General features: G+C 39.1%; 19 protein-coding genes. 15 read left to right on the forward strand and 4 right to left on the reverse strand.

Annotated features, from left to right (window positions below; genetic code table 11):
- Window positions 1–198: 198 nt before the first annotated feature.
- On the forward strand, window positions 199–639 hold the full coding sequence (fabZ, locus tag OZ002_RS04745) for a 3-hydroxyacyl-ACP dehydratase FabZ (protein WP_002295797.1): 441 nt from the start codon (window positions 199–201) through the stop codon (window positions 637–639).
- A 114-nt stretch (window positions 640–753) separates the two neighbouring features.
- Here fabZ and OZ002_RS04750 read toward each other — a convergent pair whose 3' ends face one another.
- On the reverse strand, window positions 754–1,515 hold the full coding sequence (locus OZ002_RS04750) for a peptidylprolyl isomerase (protein ID WP_123849718.1): 762 nt from the start codon (window positions 1,513–1,515) through the stop codon (window positions 754–756).
- A 188-nt stretch (window positions 1,516–1,703) separates the two neighbouring features.
- Between OZ002_RS04750 and OZ002_RS04755 the strand changes: the two genes are divergently transcribed.
- Both OZ002_RS04755 and OZ002_RS04760 read left to right on the forward strand, forming a co-directional pair.
- Window positions 1,704–2,798: a DUF871 domain-containing protein gene (locus OZ002_RS04755; RefSeq protein ID WP_002295800.1), complete on the forward strand. Its 1,095-nt coding sequence runs from the start codon at window positions 1,704–1,706 to the stop codon at window positions 2,796–2,798.
- Window positions 2,799–2,960: 162 nt separating this feature from the next.
- A complete protein-coding gene (locus OZ002_RS04760) occupies window positions 2,961–3,896 on the forward strand; it encodes an alpha/beta hydrolase (protein ID WP_002289735.1) in 936 nt (311 codons plus the stop codon).
- 84 nt (window positions 3,897–3,980) lie between these two features.
- Here OZ002_RS04760 and gap read toward each other — a convergent pair whose 3' ends face one another.
- A complete protein-coding gene (gene gap, locus OZ002_RS04765; RefSeq protein ID WP_002289734.1) occupies window positions 3,981–4,991 on the reverse strand; it encodes a type I glyceraldehyde-3-phosphate dehydrogenase in 1,011 nt (336 codons plus the stop codon).
- Window positions 4,992–5,278: 287 nt separating this feature from the next.
- On the opposite strand from gap, the gene obgE reads away from it, so the two are divergent.
- The 7 genes from obgE to OZ002_RS04800 all read left to right on the forward strand — a co-directional run bounded on the left by obgE (window position 5,279) and on the right by OZ002_RS04800 (window position 12,710).
- Window positions 5,279–6,592, forward strand: a complete 1,314-nt coding sequence (gene obgE, locus OZ002_RS04770) for a GTPase ObgE (protein ID WP_002295805.1) — start codon at window positions 5,279–5,281, stop codon at window positions 6,590–6,592.
- A gap of 220 nt (window positions 6,593–6,812) precedes the next feature.
- The gene (locus tag OZ002_RS04775) at window positions 6,813–7,400 is read left to right on the forward strand and encodes a hypothetical protein (RefSeq protein ID WP_002295807.1); all 588 of its coding nucleotides are present in this window, start codon (window positions 6,813–6,815) and stop codon (window positions 7,398–7,400) included.
- Window positions 7,401–7,576: 176 nt separating this feature from the next.
- Window positions 7,577–8,518, forward strand: coding sequence for a ribonuclease Z (rnz, locus tag OZ002_RS04780; RefSeq protein WP_156249016.1), 942 nt, complete (start codon window positions 7,577–7,579; stop codon window positions 8,516–8,518).
- Window positions 8,515–9,303: an SDR family NAD(P)-dependent oxidoreductase gene (locus tag OZ002_RS04785; protein ID WP_002295810.1), complete on the forward strand. Its 789-nt coding sequence runs from the start codon at window positions 8,515–8,517 to the stop codon at window positions 9,301–9,303. Before rnz ends, OZ002_RS04785 begins: the two co-directional genes overlap by 4 nt.
- Complete coding sequence (locus OZ002_RS04790; RefSeq protein ID WP_002303793.1) at window positions 9,304–9,747, forward strand: LapA family protein; 444 nt, start codon at window positions 9,304–9,306, stop codon at window positions 9,745–9,747.
- Between the two features lie 139 nt (window positions 9,748–9,886).
- Window positions 9,887–12,184 carry a single-stranded-DNA-specific exonuclease RecJ gene (recJ, locus tag OZ002_RS04795; RefSeq protein WP_049142495.1) on the forward strand — a complete coding sequence of 766 codons (2,298 nt, stop codon included), beginning with the start codon at window positions 9,887–9,889 and terminating at the stop codon, window positions 12,182–12,184.
- A 13-nt stretch (window positions 12,185–12,197) separates the two neighbouring features.
- Window positions 12,198–12,710 carry an adenine phosphoribosyltransferase gene (locus tag OZ002_RS04800; RefSeq protein ID WP_002295813.1) on the forward strand — a complete coding sequence of 171 codons (513 nt, stop codon included), beginning with the start codon at window positions 12,198–12,200 and terminating at the stop codon, window positions 12,708–12,710.
- A gap of 287 nt (window positions 12,711–12,997) precedes the next feature.
- Here OZ002_RS04800 and OZ002_RS04805 read toward each other — a convergent pair whose 3' ends face one another.
- Window positions 12,998–13,216 carry a hypothetical protein gene (locus OZ002_RS04805; protein ID WP_002297436.1) on the reverse strand — a complete coding sequence of 73 codons (219 nt, stop codon included), beginning with the start codon at window positions 13,214–13,216 and terminating at the stop codon, window positions 12,998–13,000.
- 178 nt (window positions 13,217–13,394) lie between these two features.
- Window positions 13,395–14,018, reverse strand: a complete 624-nt coding sequence (gene lexA / locus OZ002_RS04810) for a transcriptional repressor LexA (protein WP_002296572.1) — start codon at window positions 14,016–14,018, stop codon at window positions 13,395–13,397.
- A 146-nt stretch (window positions 14,019–14,164) separates the two neighbouring features.
- Here lexA and OZ002_RS04815 point away from each other — a divergent pair, with 146 nt between their 5' ends.
- The 5 genes from OZ002_RS04815 (at window position 14,165) to OZ002_RS04835 (ending at window position 19,396) form a co-directional block, all read left to right on the forward strand.
- A complete protein-coding gene (locus OZ002_RS04815) occupies window positions 14,165–14,416 on the forward strand; it encodes a DUF896 family protein (RefSeq protein ID WP_002295816.1) in 252 nt (83 codons plus the stop codon).
- A gap of 101 nt (window positions 14,417–14,517) precedes the next feature.
- Window positions 14,518–16,515: a transketolase gene (gene tkt, locus OZ002_RS04820; protein WP_002331800.1), complete on the forward strand. Its 1,998-nt coding sequence runs from the start codon at window positions 14,518–14,520 to the stop codon at window positions 16,513–16,515.
- 245 nt (window positions 16,516–16,760) lie between these two features.
- On the forward strand, window positions 16,761–17,648 hold the full coding sequence (locus OZ002_RS04825) for a glucosaminidase domain-containing protein (protein ID WP_125178958.1): 888 nt from the start codon (window positions 16,761–16,763) through the stop codon (window positions 17,646–17,648).
- A 139-nt stretch (window positions 17,649–17,787) separates the two neighbouring features.
- Entirely contained in the window at window positions 17,788–18,714 is a 927-nt protein-coding gene (gene cysK, locus OZ002_RS04830) for a cysteine synthase A (protein WP_002296093.1), read from the forward strand.
- Window positions 18,715–18,949: 235 nt separating this feature from the next.
- Window positions 18,950–19,396, forward strand: coding sequence for a Fur family transcriptional regulator (locus OZ002_RS04835; RefSeq protein ID WP_002306796.1), 447 nt, complete (start codon window positions 18,950–18,952; stop codon window positions 19,394–19,396).
- The last annotated feature ends 269 nt before the right edge of the window (window positions 19,397–19,665 follow it).

Below are 19,665 nucleotides of genomic sequence, written 5' to 3' on the forward strand. Positions count from 1 at the left end.
ATAAAAATTTGATAGTCGTAAAAAAATAGAGAATAATAGCTAAAATAACTTCTTGATTTCTTAATTATTAGTCAAAATGTTTTGATTGTCAAACTATTTTTTCTTAAATTAAAAAAAGATTGCTAAATATTTAGGAATATGATACTTTGATAGTCAAAGTAATGAAAATGGCAATTGCCTGAAAGAAGGAGTTTAATTATGTCTTACGTATTATCTGCTACTGAAGTAATGGAATTGATTCCTAATCGTTATCCTATTTGTTATATTGATTATGTAGATACTTTAGAACCAGGAAAAAAGATCGTTGCGACAAAAAATGTAACAATCAATGAAGATTTTTTCCAAGGTCACTTTCCTGACAATCCAGTGATGCCGGGTGCGTTGATTCTAGAAACACTGGCACAAGCAGGTTCGATACTTATCCTAAAATCAGAAGAGTTTCTAGGAAAAAGAGCTTATATCGGTGGGATCAATAAGGCCAAATTCCGTCAAAAAGTTGTTCCAGGAGATGTGCTGAAATGTCATTTTGAAATCACCAAAATGAAGGGATCAGTCGGTACAGCGTTATCTGCAGCATATGTAGATGATAAAAAAGTCTGTGAGTGCGAGTTCACGTTCATCGTCAACCAAAATGCTTGACTATAAAACCTGATATAGCAAAACAAAAGGAAGCTTACTTGCTTTTTATGTAAAAAGAAGACGCCTGAATCTTAGCATACGTTGTCATCTATGCAGGATTCAGACGTTATTTTTTTATTTTTGTTTTGCTTCTTGCAGTATATTGATTTTATCGATTTTTACTTCTTCTTTTGGTTTGTCTGAACTATCTGTTTCGATATTTGCAATAGCATCCACGACATCCATTCCTTCAATCACTTGGCCGAAGACAGTATAATGGCCATCTAGTGAAGGATAACCGCCGTTTTTATAAGCGTCGATGATTGCTTGAGGATAGTCGTCTTTTAAAAGACCATCATGCATATCATCTGTATTTTGAACGATAAAGAACTGGCTGCCGTTACTGTTAGGATCTTGTGAGCGAGCCATAGATAACGCACCTCTTATATTATAAAGGTGGTTGTTGATCTCTGTTTCAAATCCTTCTCCCCAAATGCTTTCCCCTCCAGTGCCATCGCCTTTAGGATCGCCACCTTGGATCATGAAATCTTTGATGACGCGATGGAAAGTCAGTCCGTTGTAGTAACCGTCTTTTGCATGTGTCATAAAGTTTTCAACCGCTTTTGGTGCATATTCGGGAAATAATTTGATTTTGATTGTGCCTTTATTCGTCACCATTTCGACCAGATCTTCATTTTTGGCGACATCTTTCGTCAATTGTGGTAATTCCAATGCGTTCAAATCGACGCTACTGGCAGTCGTGCTTTCCGCAGTAGATGTACTTTTTGAACTTTCTGTAGACGAACTAGAAGAAGTCGTGTTGTTTGCAGAACAACCAGCAGCAAACAGCAATGCTGCTGCTAAACTAATACTTAAAATAACTTTATTTTTCTTCATAACTGTTCCTTTCCAATTTACTATTTTGTTATCTTTAATGATAACAAAATAGAGGGAAAATACCTACTTAAATTATTGGAATTTATCATTTATTTTAAAAGAAAAAGAAAAGGTGTAGACCATTTACTTTGTGTTTGCTATAATGTAAGTGGATACAAAAACGAAAAGATGCAGGAGGAAATGGTAATATGGGAAAATTAGGAATCTCGATTTATCCAGAACGGTCAACATTTGAAAAGGACAAAGCGTACTTGGATTTAGCTCATAAGTATGGGTATAAACGGGTTTTTACCAGTTTGCTGCAGATCAATGATGATAAAGAAAAAGTTCTTTCAGAATTTAAAGAAGTAGTTGATTACGCGAATAGCCTAGGCATGGAAGTAATGGTTGATATCAATCCAGCGTTATTTGAACAGTTGGAGATTTCTTACGATGACTTATCTTTTTTCCATAAGATGGGTGCTTACGGGGTCCGCTTAGATATCGGATTCACAGGAGCAGAAGAAGCAAAAATGACGCGCAATCCTTTTGGTATCAAAATCGAGATCAATATGAGTTCGGGCACGAATTACGTTGACAACATCATGAGTTATTCGCCAAACACGGATAATTTATTAGGTTCTCATAATTTTTATCCTCATCGATACTCTGGTTTAGGATACGAACACTTTGTTTTTTGTTCAGAAAAATTCAGAAAATATAATTTGAATACGATGGCATTCGTCAATTCGCAATCTGCTGAGTTTGGCCCTTGGCCTACGCAAGATGGCTTGTGCACGCTGGAAGACCACCGAGATCTTGAAATTGCGACACAAGTGAAGCATTTAATCCTTACGGGATTGATTGATGATATTTCTATTGGAAATGCGTACGCAAGTGAAGAAGAATTGAAAGAAATGGCAGAAGCATTTAACGCGGATTATCCAACATTGAAAGTAGATACGGAAGAAGGTATTACAGAAAACGAACGAATCTGCTTGTTTGATAACCTTCATAGTTATCGAGGGGATCGCTCAGAATATATCCTTCGTTCAACGATGACTCGTGTATACTACAAAGATAAAGATTTCCCGCCTCATAATACGCGAGATATGCATCATGGGGATGTACTGATTGACAATGAAGGGTACGGTCAATACAAAGGAGAAACACAAATCGCCTTGAAGGATATGAAAAACGACGGACGTGTCAATGTTGTAGGAAGAATCTCCGATGACGAATTATTCCTCCTTGACTTTTTGAAACCATGGTCAAGCTTTAAATTAATTGAAAATAAAAAATAGATAATTAGTTATTGCAGAAATAATCCGCTAGAAATAGCCAGTTATTTCTGCTTTTTTATTTTGTTTTTTTATAGGTTATAAAAATGAACATTGCATAGTAGAGATTCTTTGATTATACTAATTCAAGGTTATATGAAAAAAGAGAAATGAGATGGATGATTTATGAAACTTTGGATGAAAATCCTTTTAGGCGTCGCTTTAGCTCTGATTGTTGCGTTAGTGTTTGCAGGAAATTATTTTTATAATTATGCTGTTGTGCCTTCTGAGAAAGACTTTTTAGACGAAGATACACCTGGTACAACACAGACATCCAAAGAAACGGATGCACATAAATGGTTTAGTTCAAAAGAAAACCGAAGCGATTGGACCATCACTTCAAAAGACGGTCTGAAATTATCAGCGATTTATCTTCCTGCTGAAACGAAAAGTGAAAAAACAGCTCTTGTGGCTCATGGCTATATGGGAAACGCTGAAACGATGACCAATTACGCAAAGATGTTTCATGATATGGGTTACAATGTCCTTGTTCCTGATGCAAGAGGACATGGAAAAAGCGAAGGGGATTACATTGGATTTGGATGGCCAGAGCGTAAAGACTATGTACAGTGGATAAACAAAGTGCTAGAAAACAATGGAAAATCGCAAGAAATCGTTCTATACGGTGTCAGCATGGGAGCAGCAACAGTTATGATGACTAGCGGAGAAAAACTACCAGATAATGTGAAAGCAATCATTGAAGATTGCGGTTATTCTTCCGTCCATGATGAGCTTGCCTATCAGCTAGACGATATGTTTAGTCTTCCAGCATTTCCGCTTATGCAAGTAACAAGTCTAGTGACAAAAGTCCGTGCTGGCTACTTTTTCGGTGAAGCAAATGCAGTGGAACAATTGAAGAAAAACCAGCGCCCAATGCTCTTTATACATGGAGACGAAGATACATTTGTACCATTTGAAATGTTAGATAAGGTCTATCGTGCAACGAAGGGACCAAAAGAAAAGTATGTTGTAAAAGGAGCCGAGCATGCGGAAGCATACAAGACAGATCCTGAAAAATATCAGCAAGTAGTCCAACAATTTTTAAGCCAATATGTTCATTGAACGAGTTTAAAAGTAGGGGATGAAAAGAAAGAAGCCTTTGACTGGATCCAGTCAAAGGCTTCTTTTATCGATTGATCTATCAAATTACAAGTTAGCGAATTTTTCTAGTAAGCGAATCATTTGGCAAGTAAATCCATACTCATTGTCATACCATGCAACAGTTTTAACAAGTTGGAAATCACCAGCAGTTGTTACTTCTGTTTGCGTTGGGTCAAAGATCGAACCTTGAGTTGTTCCAATGACATCGCTAGAAACGATTTGACGGTCATCATACCCGAATGAAGGATTGTCAACTGTGTGTTTTTTGATTGCTTCGTTTACTTGATCAGCAGTTACTTTTGTTTTCAATACTGAAACCAATTCAGTTAATGAACCATCAACGACTGGAACACGTTGTGCGTGTCCTTGTAATTTTCCTTGTAGCTCAGGGATAACTAAGCCGATTGCTTTCGCAGCACCAGTAGAATGTGGGATAGTATTGTCAGCAGCTGAACGAGCAGCACGCAAATTACCGCCTTTTACAGGTCCATCTAAGAGCATTTGTGTGGAAGTGTAGGCATGAACTGTTGTCATTGTACCAACTTCGATCCCAAATTCATTATTTAAGAAATAAGCCATAGGTGCTAAACAGTTTGTTGTACATGAACCTGCTGAGATGATTTTGTCGTTTTCATCTAATGTATCATCATTGACGTTATAGACGATGGTTTTCATAGCACCAGCTGGGGCAGAAATAACTACTCGTTTGACACCAGCATCTAAATGCGCTTTTGCTTTTTCTTCAGATGTATAAAAACCAGTACATTCTAGTACGATATCTACACCGTTTTCTTTTGCCCAAGGGATTTTGCTTGCGTCGGGTTCTGCATAAACACGAGTTGCTTCGCCATCCACTACGATTGAGTCTTCTGTTGCAGTAACTGTGCCAGGATAAGTACCATGAGTAGAGTCAAATTGCAATAATTGTGCTAACATAGTTGGACTTGTTAAGTCGTTGATTGCTACTACTTCAATATCATCTGAGACTTCTTTGATGCGGCGGAAAGCCAGACGGCCAATACGCCCAAATCCGTTAATACCTACTTTTACTGTCATATCAAAAGTTCCTCCTTTATTAGGGGTGCTGTGAAACGGCATCCTCAATTAATACAATTAATACACTGTTATTCTGCTACGCAAAGAATATTTTGTCAAAAAATTATACTTGGTAGCAGAAAAAAGGTTGGAAACCTTACCAAATGATAAAAAAAGAAGAAGGTAAACAATCTTTTTGCTGAAATGATAGACAAAATCAGATTTCACCGATAAAATAAGTAAGACTTTTGTTTATTGTGGAAATTCAGGCAGTCAAATAAATAAATGAATAATAGGAGGACTTAATTATGTCCATGTTTTTAGATCAAGTAACGATCGATGTGAAAGCTGGCAAGGGCGGAGACGGAATGGTTGCATTTCGTCGCGAAAAATACGTTCCTGACGGCGGACCGGCTGGCGGAGACGGTGGTCGTGGCGGCGATGTCATCTTGATCGTCGATGAAGGGTTACGTACATTGATGGATTTTCGGTTCAATCGCCATTTCAAAGCGCAGCCAGGTGAAAATGGGATGAGTAAAGGGATGCACGGTCGTGGTTCAGAAGATACCTATGTTAAAGTACCACAAGGAACCACTGTCCGAGATGCGGAGACTGGTGCTCTTTTAGGAGATTTAATTGAAAATGGTCAAACACTAGTTGTGGCAAAAGGTGGACGCGGTGGACGAGGGAATATCCGTTTTGCCTCTCCTCGGAATCCTGCACCGGAAATTGCTGAAAACGGTGAACCAGGACAAGAGCGAAAAATCGAACTAGAATTGAAAGTATTGGCAGACGTTGGACTTGTAGGTTTTCCATCTGTCGGGAAATCGACTTTACTATCCGTTATTTCATCTGCTCGTCCAAAAATCGGCGCTTATCATTTCACGACGCTCGTCCCTAATCTAGGAATGGTTACTACAAGTGATGGCAGAAGTTTTGCCGCAGCAGACTTGCCAGGCTTGATTGAAGGAGCTTCGCAAGGTGTTGGGCTGGGTACACAATTCCTTCGTCATATCGAAAGAACACGAGTAATTTTACATGTGATCGATATGAGTGGGATGGAAGGACGAGATCCTTATGAAGACTATCTTGCCATCAACAAAGAATTATCTACTTATAACTTACGCTTGCTAGAGCGTCCGCAAATCATCGTGGCAAACAAAATGGATATGCCGGATGCACAGGAAAATCTAGTGAAATTCAAAGAACAGCTGAACAAGGAAAAAGAAGATGAATTTGCTGATGACATCCCAGTATTTCCAATTTCTGGAGTGACTCGACAAGGATTGGACGCGTTATTGAATGCTACAGCAGATTTGTTAGAAGTAACGCCAGAATTCCCATTGTACGAAGAAGAACTGGAAGAAGAAACTGTACACTATGGATTCAATCCAGAAGGTCCTGAGTTCCAAATCGATCGTGATTCAGATGCAACGTGGATCTTATCTGGTGAGAAGATCGAAAAATTATTCCAAATGACAAATTTCGATCATGATGAAACAGTGATGCGTTTTGCTCGTCAATTACGTGGTATGGGTGTGGATGAAGCTCTTCGGGCACGCGGTGCGAAAGATGGCGACCTTGTACGTATCGGTGAGTTTGAATTTGAATTTGTCGAATAGGCAAGCAAATAAAAACAAATACCAAAAAATATAGATTCAGATTTAAGGGAGGTTGTGACAGAAGTGGTCAGCTTCAAGAACGCCGTTTATTCGGAAAAAGGAGCTGTGATACGACTTTTGTCACAGCCCTATTTTATTGGAAAAAAAGAGTGCTTTTCTTTTCTTATTTTACAATTAAAGGTAAAATAAATAACAAGAAGGTATGAAAGGGGTGTTTTTAATGAGCAAACGAGTAATCATTTTAAATTTTCAAGTAGAAAGCCAGGCATATCAGGCATTTTCAGAAATCAAAAAGTTACATGCTGTTCGTTCGATTAAAGGAGAACAGATGGCAGTTGTCAGCCATGATCCTAATGGGACACATCAATTCAAAATAGAAGATTTTATCGACTTTACCGGTAATAACAAATCTTCTACGGGTGGATTAATCGGAATGTTGGTTGGTGTATTAGGTGGTCCGCTAGGGATTTTATTAGGATGGTTTGCCGGAGGAATGATCGGTGCGACACAAGATGCCAAAGAAATAAAAGATGCCCAGACCGTGTTCGACTTTGTAGGAAATAAAATCGGTGAAGGAGCTACAGGACTGATCTTGATTGCTGATGAAGAGGACAATCGCCCACTGAATCAATTGGTAATGATGGAATTAGGCGGAGAAATTACCCGCTTGGATTATGAAGATGTCGAAAAAGATGTGCATGATGCGAAAGAAGCTGAAAATCATGCGAAAGAAGCTGCACAAAAGACTTGGAAGGACAAACATCCGCAAACTTCCAACGACAATGAAAGTTCTGGATCTTCAAATTAATAAAAAACAGCAGAGGATCTCAAACGGGTTCGCTGCTGTTTTTATAGTAATTTTCAAAGAAAACGCTATCGCTTTAGAACGTTATTTTTAATTTGAACCCATTCTCGACTTACGGTTGATTATCCCTTCTTTTTACCCTAAAATTAAATAGGAACTTAAAGAAAGTCAGGTAGATTATGGAATTACAATTTTTAGGAACAGGTGCAGGTGTTCCTGCAAAACATAGAAATGTGACAAGTATAGCATTAAAACTTTTAGACGAGCGCAATGAAGTTTGGTTGTTCGACTGTGGCGAAGGCACGCAAATGCAGATTTTGCGAACGACTATTCGTCCGAGAAAAATCGGTAAAATTTTCATTACACATTTACACGGCGATCATATTTTTGGACTTCCCGGGCTCATCAGCAGCCGGTCATTTCAAGGTGGGGATACGCCATTAGAGATTTACGGGCCAAAAGGGATAGAGGAATACATAAAAGTCTCTTTAGGTATTTCGCAAACGCGTTTAAGTTATCCGCTGAAATTCATTGAGCTAAATGAAACAGCCCCGATTTTTACTGATCAGCAATTTTCTGTTTATACAAAAAAACTAAATCATGGGATCGACAGTTTTGGTTATCGTGTGGTTGAACATGATCATAAAGGAGAATTGCAGGTGGATCGTCTAAAAGAATTAGGTATTCCAGCTGGACCACTGTACGGCAAACTGAAGCAAGGTGAAACGATCCAACTAGAAGATGGGCGAACGATCAATGGAAAAGATTTCGTAGGTCCAGATAAAAAAGGACGAATCGTGACTATTTTAGGCGATACGAGAAAAACACATAATTCCGTTGTGCTTGCGGAAAATAGCGATATTCTGGTACATGAAAGCACATTTAATAAAGATGAAGCAAGAATGGCGCACAACTATTTCCATTCCACGACTCATCAAGCTGCTGAAGTTGCAAAAGAAGCGCAGGCAAAACGGCTGCTACTTACTCATATTAGTGCGAGATATTTAGGAAAAGCAGCTTTAGAGCTTGAAAAAGAAGCACAAGAAGTGTTTGAAAACACGACGATCATGAAAGATTTTGATAGCATTGAGATTCCATTTAGCGAGGAGGAAGAGGCATGAATTTAGAAGATAAAGTTGTTTTAGTAACGGGTAGTTCAGGCGGTCTGGGCGCACAAATCTGTTATGAAGCAGCAAAGCAAGGAGCAATCGTTATAAGTTGCGCACGAAGAATGGCATTTGTAGAAGGTGTCAGAGACGAGTGCAGACGCTTGAGCGGCAAAGAGGCTTATGCTTTCAAGGTAGACGTCAGCAATCCTGAAAGCGTGGACGAATTATATGAAAAGGTGATGGAAGAAGTCGGGCGCGTCGATATTCTGGTAAACAATGCGGGTTTTGGGATTTTCGAAGACTTCCTTACATTCGACCTTGGAAAAGCATACGATATGTTTGAAGTCAACATCTTAGGAATGATGGTTTTGACACAAAAATTTGCGATCGATATGGCAGAAAGAAGACAAGGTCATATCATTAATATCGCCTCTATGGCTGGAAAAATGGCAACTGCAAAATCAACGGTTTATTCTGCCACGAAATTTGCAGTCCTTGGCTTCTCCAACGCTTTGCGATTAGAATTGAAACCACTTGGCGTAGCTGTTACGACAGTGAATCCAGGTCCAATCGAGACAGATTTCTTCGATAAGGCTGATCCAAGCGGAAGCTATTTGGAAAAAGTCGGACAAATCGTTTTAGAACCTGCCAAGTTGGCAAAAATGATCGTCCGCAATATGAGACATCCAAAACGGGAAATCAATCAACCGTTTATTTTAGAAGTTGCATCAAAATTTTATACGCTGTTTCCAACGATTGGTGATTATTTAGCCAGCGGAATTTTTAACAAAAAGTAGGTGAAGGAATTGAAAAAGCAAAGCAATGTGATTCTTGGATTTGTTTTAGTTTTGATTATTGTTCTTTTTGCTGTATTGAACAATAAAAATGTTCCTGTAAGTTTTGGCTTCACTTCCTTTTCTGCGCCATTGATCTTAGTGATCATCGGTTCTGCGCTGATTGGTGCACTGATTGTATTTTTGACTGCTTCGGCAACACTATGGCAGCAAAAAAAGCAAATCAAACAGCTGACTCAGGAAATGTCAGAATATCAAACAGAACTTCAAAAGAAAATTGAAGAAGCAAAAGAAGAACAGCAACGCGAGTTTAGAAACGAACGTGCGGAGTTGGAAGCTGCTTATCAGGCGGAGTTACAAGCGAAAACCGCACAAATCAGTCAATTGAAAGCGCCGGAAGAACAAAAAACTCAATCGCCCAAACAAAGCTTCAATTATTTTGACTAATAGGGATATTTCATAAATGCGTACAAAAGATCAGGTCCTGCTGAACATCTGTCTAGCGGATCTGATCTGTTTTTATTCTTTCTTTCTGCTTTTTTTTGCTGATTTCCTTTGCTATAATAACTAAGTTAGGAGTGAGAAAGTGAGACAAGCAAATTTTGATTGGAAGTTAAGCGAGACAGAGCCTTCTGAATCCTTTCTCCAAATGATCCGTGAACTGAAATTATCTCCATTTGTCGGTAAGTTACTGTGGCAAAGAGGTTACCATGAGGAAAAGGATATCAACCGATTTTTACATCCAAAGGAACAAGAATTACATGATCCGTATCTGATGCACGATATGGATAAAGCAATCAGCCGAATCCAAGAAGCTGTAATCAGTGGAGAAAAAATCCTCGTTTACGGTGATTATGACGCAGATGGGATCACCAGTGCAACGGTAATGAAAGAAACACTGGAATTACTTGGTGCAGAAGTAGAAGTATTCCTGCCAAATCGATTTGAGCATGGGTATGGACCAAACCAATCGGTATACCAAGAAAAGATCGAAGAAGGAATCCAGTTGATCATCACTGTTGATAACGGGGTAGCAGGAAATGATGCGGTAGCATACGCTCAGCAAGCTGGTGTAGACGTGATCATTACAGATCATCACGAACTACCTGAGAATTTACCAGACGCTTATGCGATTGTTCACCCTCGTCATCCAGCGGGGCACTATCCATTTCCAGATTTGGCAGGAGTCGGAGTAGCATTCAAAGTAGCTTCTGCATTATTGGAAGAACCGCCTGTAGAATTTTTGGATTTAGTAGCGATAGGAACGATCGCCGATTTAGTTTCATTGACTGATGAGAATCGAATCCTTGTTTCATTAGGAATCGATGCCATTCATCATTCAGAACGGATAGGACTTCAGGCGCTATTTGAAGAAAGCGGCGTAAAAATGAGGGACGCAGACGAAACAACGATCGGTTTTTCGATTGCTCCCAGACTAAATGCAATCGGTCGGATGGGCGATCCACGTCCTGCCGTCTCGTTACTTGCGACGTTTGATGAAGAGGAAGCATCCGTTCAAGCAAAAAAATTGAATGAGATCAATGAAGAAAGAAAAGCAATCGTAGAGCAGATAACACAAGAAGCATTAGCGATGGTCAATAAGGAGAATCATATCCATCTATTGGTAAACCGAGGATGGCATGAAGGCGTTTTGGGCATTGTTGCTGGGAAAATAATGAATGAAACGGGTAAACCAACGCTTGTCCTTACTTTAAAAGAAGATGGATCAGCTAAAGGATCTGGACGTAGTATTGAAGCCTTGAATCTTTTTGAAATGCTTGACCAGATGCGAGATTTATTTACTTACTTCGGAGGACATCATGCAGCAGTCGGTTTAACGATGCCAAGTGAAAATGTCACTATACTACAGGAGAAGATGAACCAATATATAGTCGATCATCAAATTGACTTGATGAGAGGGCCTGAGTTGAGAATTGATGAAGTATTGCTGCCAAATGAAGTAACAGTAGAGCGAATTGATGAGCTGAAACTATTGGCGCCATTTGGTACGGATAATCCTTTGCCTCAGTTTTTATTTCGACAAGTCCAAGCAGAAAATATCAAAAAAATCGGAGCAAACCAACAGCATCTGAAATTTGTCCTTTCCGATGCATCGAGTCAGCTTGATGCGGTCGCTTTTGGTTTTGGTACTCAAGAAGAAGAACTGCTGAATAATCAGGTAGATGTGGTAGGAAAGCTTTCGATCAATGAATGGAACGGGCGTAAGAAACCGCAGCTGATGGTATCTGATTTTTCTGTGGGTGGTCTGCAAGTATTTGATTGGCGGGCAAAACGTTTCCGTGAACAGAGCCGAACGTCGGAAGGTAGCCTTTATTTAGCATTTGATTCTTCGACGTTGAAATTCGTGCCTGAGATTATCCAGGAAGCTGCGATTGTTTTCGAAGGACTAGATTCTGTAAAGGCAATAATTGAAAAAAGAAAACCGAACTCTCTAGTTGTTATGGATTGTCCAGATGATTTAGCGGATCTGAAAGAAGTTTTTCGGTCTTATTCATTCAATCGTGTTTATCTGATGGGGATTTCGCCTGATGAGGCCTATTTGAATGGGGTAGGCACAAGAGAACAGTACGCAAAATTGTTTAAACTGATCCATTCTCAAGAACGAATTGATATACGTCATAAAATAAAAGCAATAGCTCAATATTTGCGTATCCCTGAAAAATTATTAATTTTTATGATACAGGTGTTTTTTGAATTGAAATTTGTTACAATAGAGAACGGTGTTTTACAAAAAGTCGCTAGCCCAGAAAGTCATCCTTTGACTGAGAGCAGATTATACCAGCGGCGGCTCAATAAAATCAAAGTTGAGGAATTTTTGCTTTTGAGCGATATTCCTACCATAAAGAAATGGTTAACAACCTAGGAGGAAACAAAGAGTGGATTTAAAAGATTATATTGCCAGTATTCCCGACTATCCGTCAAAAGGAATTGTGTTTCGAGATATTTCCCCACTGATGGCAGATGGTGACGCTTATCGGGAAGCTACGAAGCAAATCGTAAATTATGCAAAAGAAAAACGAATTGATATGGTAGTTGGGCCAGAAGCCCGTGGATTCATCGTAGGATGTCCTGTTGCTTATGAGTTAGGAGTCGGTTTTGCCCCAGTCCGCAAAAAAGGGAAGTTACCTCGAGAAACCATCGAAGTGACTTATGGATTAGAATATGGAACAGATACATTGACATTGCATAAGGATGCCATTAAACCAGGTCAACGTGTGCTAATTTGTGACGATTTACTAGCTACTGGAGGAACAATCAAAGCGACGATCGAACTGATCGAACAATTAGGCGGTGTAGTCGTAGGCTGCGCATTTTTGATCGAATTGATGGATCTTCATGGACGCGACAAAATCAAAGGATATGACATCATTACATTAATGGAATATTAAGCAGAAAAAAGAAGCTATTCTTGATGTTATTCTTAAAGAAGCGATTTTAAAGCGACCCTCAAAAGTCAGATTCTCTATCTGACTTTTGAGGGTCGCTATTTTTTTATAAATGGAAACAAGCAAAGACCAGTAGAAGTTTAAAAAATCACTTTTTCCGCAATTTGACTTAATACCGAAAAACTGGCTTTAGAACACCGTTTATTCGAAAAAAGGATGTGACCGATTTTTGTCACACCTCCGTAAAAGTTTAACTTCTTGTCTTTTGAATAATTAGCAGTCAATCCTTATTATGATTGCCTGGATCTGTAGTAGGGCTCATGATAGAAATGATCTTCATGAATTCTGCGCCGCTCAGATTGACGGTACTTCTTTTCATCCCACAACATGAACCACAAAGTAAATAACGGAACAAACACAAGTAAAGCTGGACGTATGCCGAAATTACCAATAATAATACCTAAAAACAAAACAGTTAATACTAAGCCAAGACGTCTCATTGATTTCATGAATTCTCACCTCGTTAATTTATGCGAACAATTGTTCGTATATTTAGTATACGAATATTTGTTCGGTTTGTAAAGAGGGAAGTGATAAAAATTTGAAAGAAGAAGAACCTGGGCGAAAAAAGAGTTTGAGACCATCGTCTCAAACTCTTTTAAAAAAGTTTTCTTTTATTAGTAGCAATTAATAGATATGACTACGATAAAGTCCTACTACTCGTCCTAATATAGATACTTGATCTAAGATGATTGGTTCGAGCAAGTCGTTTTCAGGCTGCAGACGGAAAAAGTTCTTTTCTTTATAGAATCGTTTGCAAGTCGCTTCGTCCTCGGCAGTCATTGCAATGACAATATCGCCATTTTGAGCAGTTTCTTGCTTCCGAACGATCACGTTGTCACCATCCAAGATCCCAGCATTGATCATACTATCTCCACGAATTGTCAGCATAAAGAGACTGCCTTCTTCGGAAGAAAGATTAGGAGGGATTGGAAAGAAGTCTGAAGCATCCTCTACTGCTAAAATGGGTTCTCCAGCTGTTACGACGCCAAGTACTGGAATAGTTGTTGGACGAATCCCAATCTTTTCTAAACCTTGTTTTGTCAACTCGATTGCACGAGGTTTCGTCGGATCTCTTTGGATAAACCCTTTTTTTTCAAGCCGTGCAAGATGACCGTGAACAGTAGAAGTAGAAGAAAGCTGAACAGCTTCCCCGATTTCACGGACAGTCGGCGGGTATCCTTTTTGGGTTACTTGTTCATGGATATATCGTAAGACTTCGATTTGTCTTGATTCAGTTTGTCGGGCCACAAGGTACACCTTCTTTCACTTGATAAATAAATAGTACCATATAAAAAGCGCTAAATCAAACGAATGTTCGTATTTTATTTAGTTTATCTAGTTGTTTTTTTTTCAGTTTTTATATAATATGAAGGAGAGTAAAAGGAGGGCTGAGCATGCTGTCACCTGAAAAAATAGAGCGGATCAATGAACTTGCACGTAAAAAGAAGGAAAATGGTCTCTCAAAAGCCGAAGAACAAGAACAAATCAACTTACGCAAAGAGTATTTGGAAGCTTTTCGTTCCGGTATGCGTCATCATATCGAAGGAATGAAAGTCGTCGATCCTGAGGGCAATGACGTGACCCCGGAAAAATTAAAAGAAATCCAAAAGAAAAAAGGCTTACACAACCGAAATGACAACTTTTAGTAAAAAATACTGAAAAAGATTGCTTTTTCGTGTGACATCTTATAGAATGAAAGTGTAAGAAATAAAGGTAAAAAAAACCTAAATTAATAGGAGGGGTTATTTTGTTTGACAAAATTGACCAACTTGGCGTTAACACAATTCGTACACTAAGTATTGAAGCAGTCCAAAAAGCAAACTCAGGACATCCTGGATTGCCGATGGGCGCAGCACCTATGGCATATGCGTTATGGACAAAACACCTGAAAGTAAATCCAACGACATCAAAAAACTGGGCTGACCGCGACCGTTTCGTTCTTTCGGCAGGACATGGGTCAGCAATGTTGTATAGCTTGCTTCATTTAGCTGGCTATCAAGTGACAATCGATGATTTGAAACAATTCCGTCAATGGGATTCTAAAACACCAGGACATCCTGAAGTACATCATACAGATGGTGTAGAAGCCACTACAGGGCCATTAGGACAAGGGATTGCAATGGCTGTCGGTATGGCAATGGCAGAAGCGCACCTTGCAGCAACGTATAACAAAGAAAACTTTAATGTGATGGATCACTATACGTATGCAATATGCGGTGACGGAGACTTGATGGAAGGGGTATCTCAAGAAGCAAGTTCGATGGCAGGTCATATGAAACTAGGGAAATTGATCGTTTTATACGATTCAAACGATATTTCACTAGACGGTCCAACTTCAAAAGCTTTCACAGAAAACGTTGGTGCTCGCTATGAAGCATATGGCTGGCAACATATCTTAGTGAAAGACGGAAATGACCTAGAAGCAATCTCTAAAGCGATTGAAGAAGCAAAAGCTGAAACAGACAAACCAACATTGATCGAAGTAAAAACAGTCATCGGCTATGGTGCTCCTAAAGAAGGAACATCTGCTGTTCATGGTGCTCCTATTGGTGAAGATGGCATCAAGATGGCTAAAGAAGTTTATGGTTGGGAGTATCCAGATTTCACTGTTCCAGAAGAAGTAGCTGCCCGCTTCCATCAAACGATGATAGAAGAAGGACAAAAAGCTGAAGATGCATGGAATGAAATGTTTGCCAATTATAAAAAAGCTTATCCTGAATTAGCACAACAATTTGAAGATGCTTTTGATGGCAAACTACCAGAAAACTGGGATGCAGAATTGCCAACTTATGAAGTTGGAAGCAGTCAAGCAAGCCGTGTTTCAAGTAAAGAAGTCATCCAAGAATTATCGAAAGCTATACCAAGCTTCTGGGGTGGTTCAGCGGACTTGTCAGGTTCCAATAATACAATGGTGGCTGCAGATAAAGATTTCACTCCTGAACATTATGAAGGACGCAACATCTGGTTCGGTGTCCGCGAATTTGCAATGGCTTCGGCTATGAATGGTATCCAACTTCATGGCGGAACTCGTATCTACGGTGGAACATTCTTTGTCTTTGTCGATTATCTAAGACCAGCAGTTCGTTTAGCAGCAATCCAACATACTCCTGTTGTTTACGTCTTAACACATGACTCGGTTGCTGTCGGAGAAGACGGACCAACGCACGAACCGATTGAACAACTAGCATCTGTTCGCTGCATGCCTGGTGTTCAAGTGATTCGTCCGGCAGACGGAAATGAAACACGTGCTGCTTGGAAAGTAGCGATGGAGACAACAGATGCGCCTACTATCCTTGTATTGAGTCGTCAAAACCTTCCAGTATTGCCTTCTACAAAAGAAGTAGCAGATGAAATGGTGAAAAAAGGCGCGTATGTTCTTTCTCCATCACAAGGAGAAACACCAGAAGGTATTTTGATTGCAACAGGTTCTGAAGTTGATTTGGCTGTGAAAGCTCAAAAAGAATTGGCTGAAAAAGGCAAAGATGTTTCTGTTGTTTCTATGCCAAGCTTTGACCTCTTTGAAAAACAATCTTCTGAATATAAAGAAAGTGTACTGCCTAAATCAGTGAAGAAACGTGTGGCTATCGAAGCTGCTGCATCATTTGGATGGGAACGCTACGTAGGAACAGAGGGCGCAACGATTACAATCGATCATTTCGGTGCATCTGCCCCTGGCACTAAAATTTTAGAAGAATTTGGATTTACAGTAGAAAATGTCGTGAATACGTACAATCAACTAACATAGATCCAAGCAATTGTTTGACTGATAAGAACAGCTGTCTGCAAGTTGGAGACAGCTGTTCTTTATGTGTTAGAAGAATAAATCAATATTACTTTTCGTTTTCGGCTATGTTACATTTAAATGACAAAACAAAGAATTCTTCGGATTAGTTTGTGTTTCTTGAGAATTAAAAGTATAATTTAATTAATTAAGTTTGTTTTAAGAAGAGAACTTTTTATTAAGTTTTTTTATTTTGAGGAGGAATTTGAATGCAAGAGCTGAAGACCCGCAGTGCCCGGCACCATAGACCTAAAAGAAAAATGGTGATCAATAAAAAAGCGATTGCTCCTTTAATTGGAACGAGTCTTTTAGTTGGGCCGATGATGGTTACAGCGGTACCGCAACATGTTTATGCAGATGAACAAGGATCTCAAACAGTCGCTGATCCTCAAGCGTTTATCGATCAAATCGGCTGGTCTGCGTCAGAAGTTGCTGCAAGTAATGACTTGTATGCTTCAGTCATGATCGCTCAAGCGTTGTTGGAAAGTGCATATGGCACTTCCGGATTAGCTAGTGCGCCAAATTATAATCTATTCGGTGTGAAAGGAAGCTATAACGGACAGGTCGTTTATATGGCAACCAAAGAATATGTAAACGGACAATGGGTAACGATGAATGAACCATTCCGAAAATATTCTTCTTATTGGGAATCCTTCCAAGACCATGCGAATGTTCTTCGTTCAACCAGTTTTTCCACGGGCGATTATCATTATGCTGGCGTGTGGAAAAGCAATACAACAAGTTTTTATGATGCAACAGCGTACTTGACAGGTCGTTATGCTACCGATCCAAATTATGGGGCCAAATTGAACTCATTGATTAATACTTATAATTTAACCCGTTTTGATACGCCATCAACAGGTTCGGCTACAACAACCACAAGTACAACAACAACGACTACTACGACGACTTCAACGTCATCATCTTCAACAACAGATGTAAATACAAATAATGGTCAGACATATACAGTCGTGTCAGGTGATACGCTATGGGATATTGCACAAAAACTTGGCATGTCTGTTGATGATCTAATGGCGAAAAATGGCATGTCTATGTCCAGTTATTCTTTATTAGTTGGTCAAGAACTAAACGTTTGATTTAGATAAAAAGGCAAAGAAACTACCATATATGGTATATCTTTGTCTTTTTTTTGCTAGTTAAAGACGAATCACTCGCCATAAATGAACAGATTGTATTATGATAAGTAAGAAGAGCAAAGACAAGGAGGAATTGAAGATGACAGCTATCTATAACTCAGTCACCGAATTGATTGGCAAAACGCCAATCGTCAAATTAAATAAAATCGTACCAGAAGATTCAGCAGATGTTTTTGTAAAGCTTGAGTTTTTTAATCCAGGAGGAAGTGTAAAAGATCGTATTGCTTTAAGTATGATAGAAAAAGCAGAACACGATGGTCTACTGAAACCAGGTGATACTATCATTGAACCTACTTCTGGAAATACAGGAATCGGATTGTCGATGGTAGGAGTTGCAAAAGGATATAAAGTAATCATCGTGATGCCTGAGACGATGAGTATCGAAAGACGTTTATTGATGAAAGGGTACGGCGCAGAGTTGATTTTGACTCCTGGTGCGGATGGTATTTCTGGATCAATCAGAGAAGCAGAACGTTTGGCAAAAGAAAACGGCTACTTTTTACCATTACAATTTGAAAATGAAGCAAATCCTCTTGTGCATGAGAAGACGACTGGTCCTGAGATACATCAAGCATTTGGAGTAAATGGCTTGGACGCGTTTGTTGCAGGTATCGGTACAGGAGGAACGATCACTGGCGCTGGCCGAGAATTAAAACGTGTGTATCCGAAAATCGAATTAATCGGGGTAGAACCAGCAGAATCTGCTATTTTAGAAGGGAAAGAAGCGGGACCTCACAAAATCCAAGGAATCGGTACAGGTTTTGTTCCTAAAACACTGGATACTTCTGTGTATGATAAAGTCCTTTCTATTAGTGGAGACGAAGCGATGGAAACAGCTAGAGAAGTTGGGCGAAAAGAAGGGATTTTAGTAGGCATCTCATCTGGCGCTGCAATTGCTGCCGCGCTAAAAGTCGCAAAAGAATTAGGAAAAGGCAAGAAGGTATTAGCTGTGGTTCCCGACAATGGTGAACGTTATTTATCTACAGCCCTTTACCAAGAGATATAAGGCACTTGGTTTTTCTCCAGATAGGTTTATGTAAAAAACTTTTAAAGATGAAAAGAACACACAAAAATTTATGATGAGAAAAATTATTTGAATAGAGACGTAGAATAGTGAACGCGACTGTTTTACGTCTTTTTTCATTAAAATAAAATAAAATTGAATTTTCTTTTCATGTTAAGTGGATTTTAAAATGTAAAAATAGTATGATAAGACGAGAATAACAACGTGGGGTGTTTACATGGAAAATAAGTTAGTCGAAGAGGTTATCGAAAAGTTAAAAAAAGAGAACGTTCGAATCACACCTCAACGGTACGCGGTTTTAGAATATTTGATTGAACATCATTCCCATCCAACGGCTGATGAGATTTATAAAGCACTTGAACATCAGTTTCCAAATATGAGTGTTGCGACTGTTTACAATAACCTTCGCTTATTTACTTCGATTGGATTTGTTCAAGAAATGAAGTACGGCGATGCTTCTAGCCGATTTGATTTCAGTTCAAAGCGTCATTATCATGTAATTTGTGAAAACTGCGGTAAGATTGTTGATTTTCATTACCCAGGGCTTGAAGATATAGAAATGGCTGCGAGCAGACTGACTGATTTTGAGATTAATGAACATCGGTTGGAATTGTATGGACTCTGTCCGGATTGTAAAGAATCAGCAAAAAAGGCGCAAATGTAAAAACAGTTTCTATAAGTGTTATACCTAAAAAAAGCTAGCTGTGTAAAAAAAACGCTAGCTTTTTTATTTTTTTGTCTTTTATTCACAATCTTAGATATCAAAGTGAATATTATCACAATAAGAATCTTGTAGATATTGGGTTCTTATGCTTGAAAAGGAATGAAACTACAAACAAACCTTTGTGAATTCACAAGCATTAAACTGTTGTATCCGTTTTATTTCTGTTATAGTAGTTTTGTCGAAGGACAAAATGTTAATCGGAGGGACCA

The sequence above is a fragment of the Enterococcus sp. E4-150 genome (assembly GCF_035726465.1).
GTDB lineage: Bacteria > Bacillota > Bacilli > Lactobacillales > Enterococcaceae > Enterococcus_B > Enterococcus_B faecium.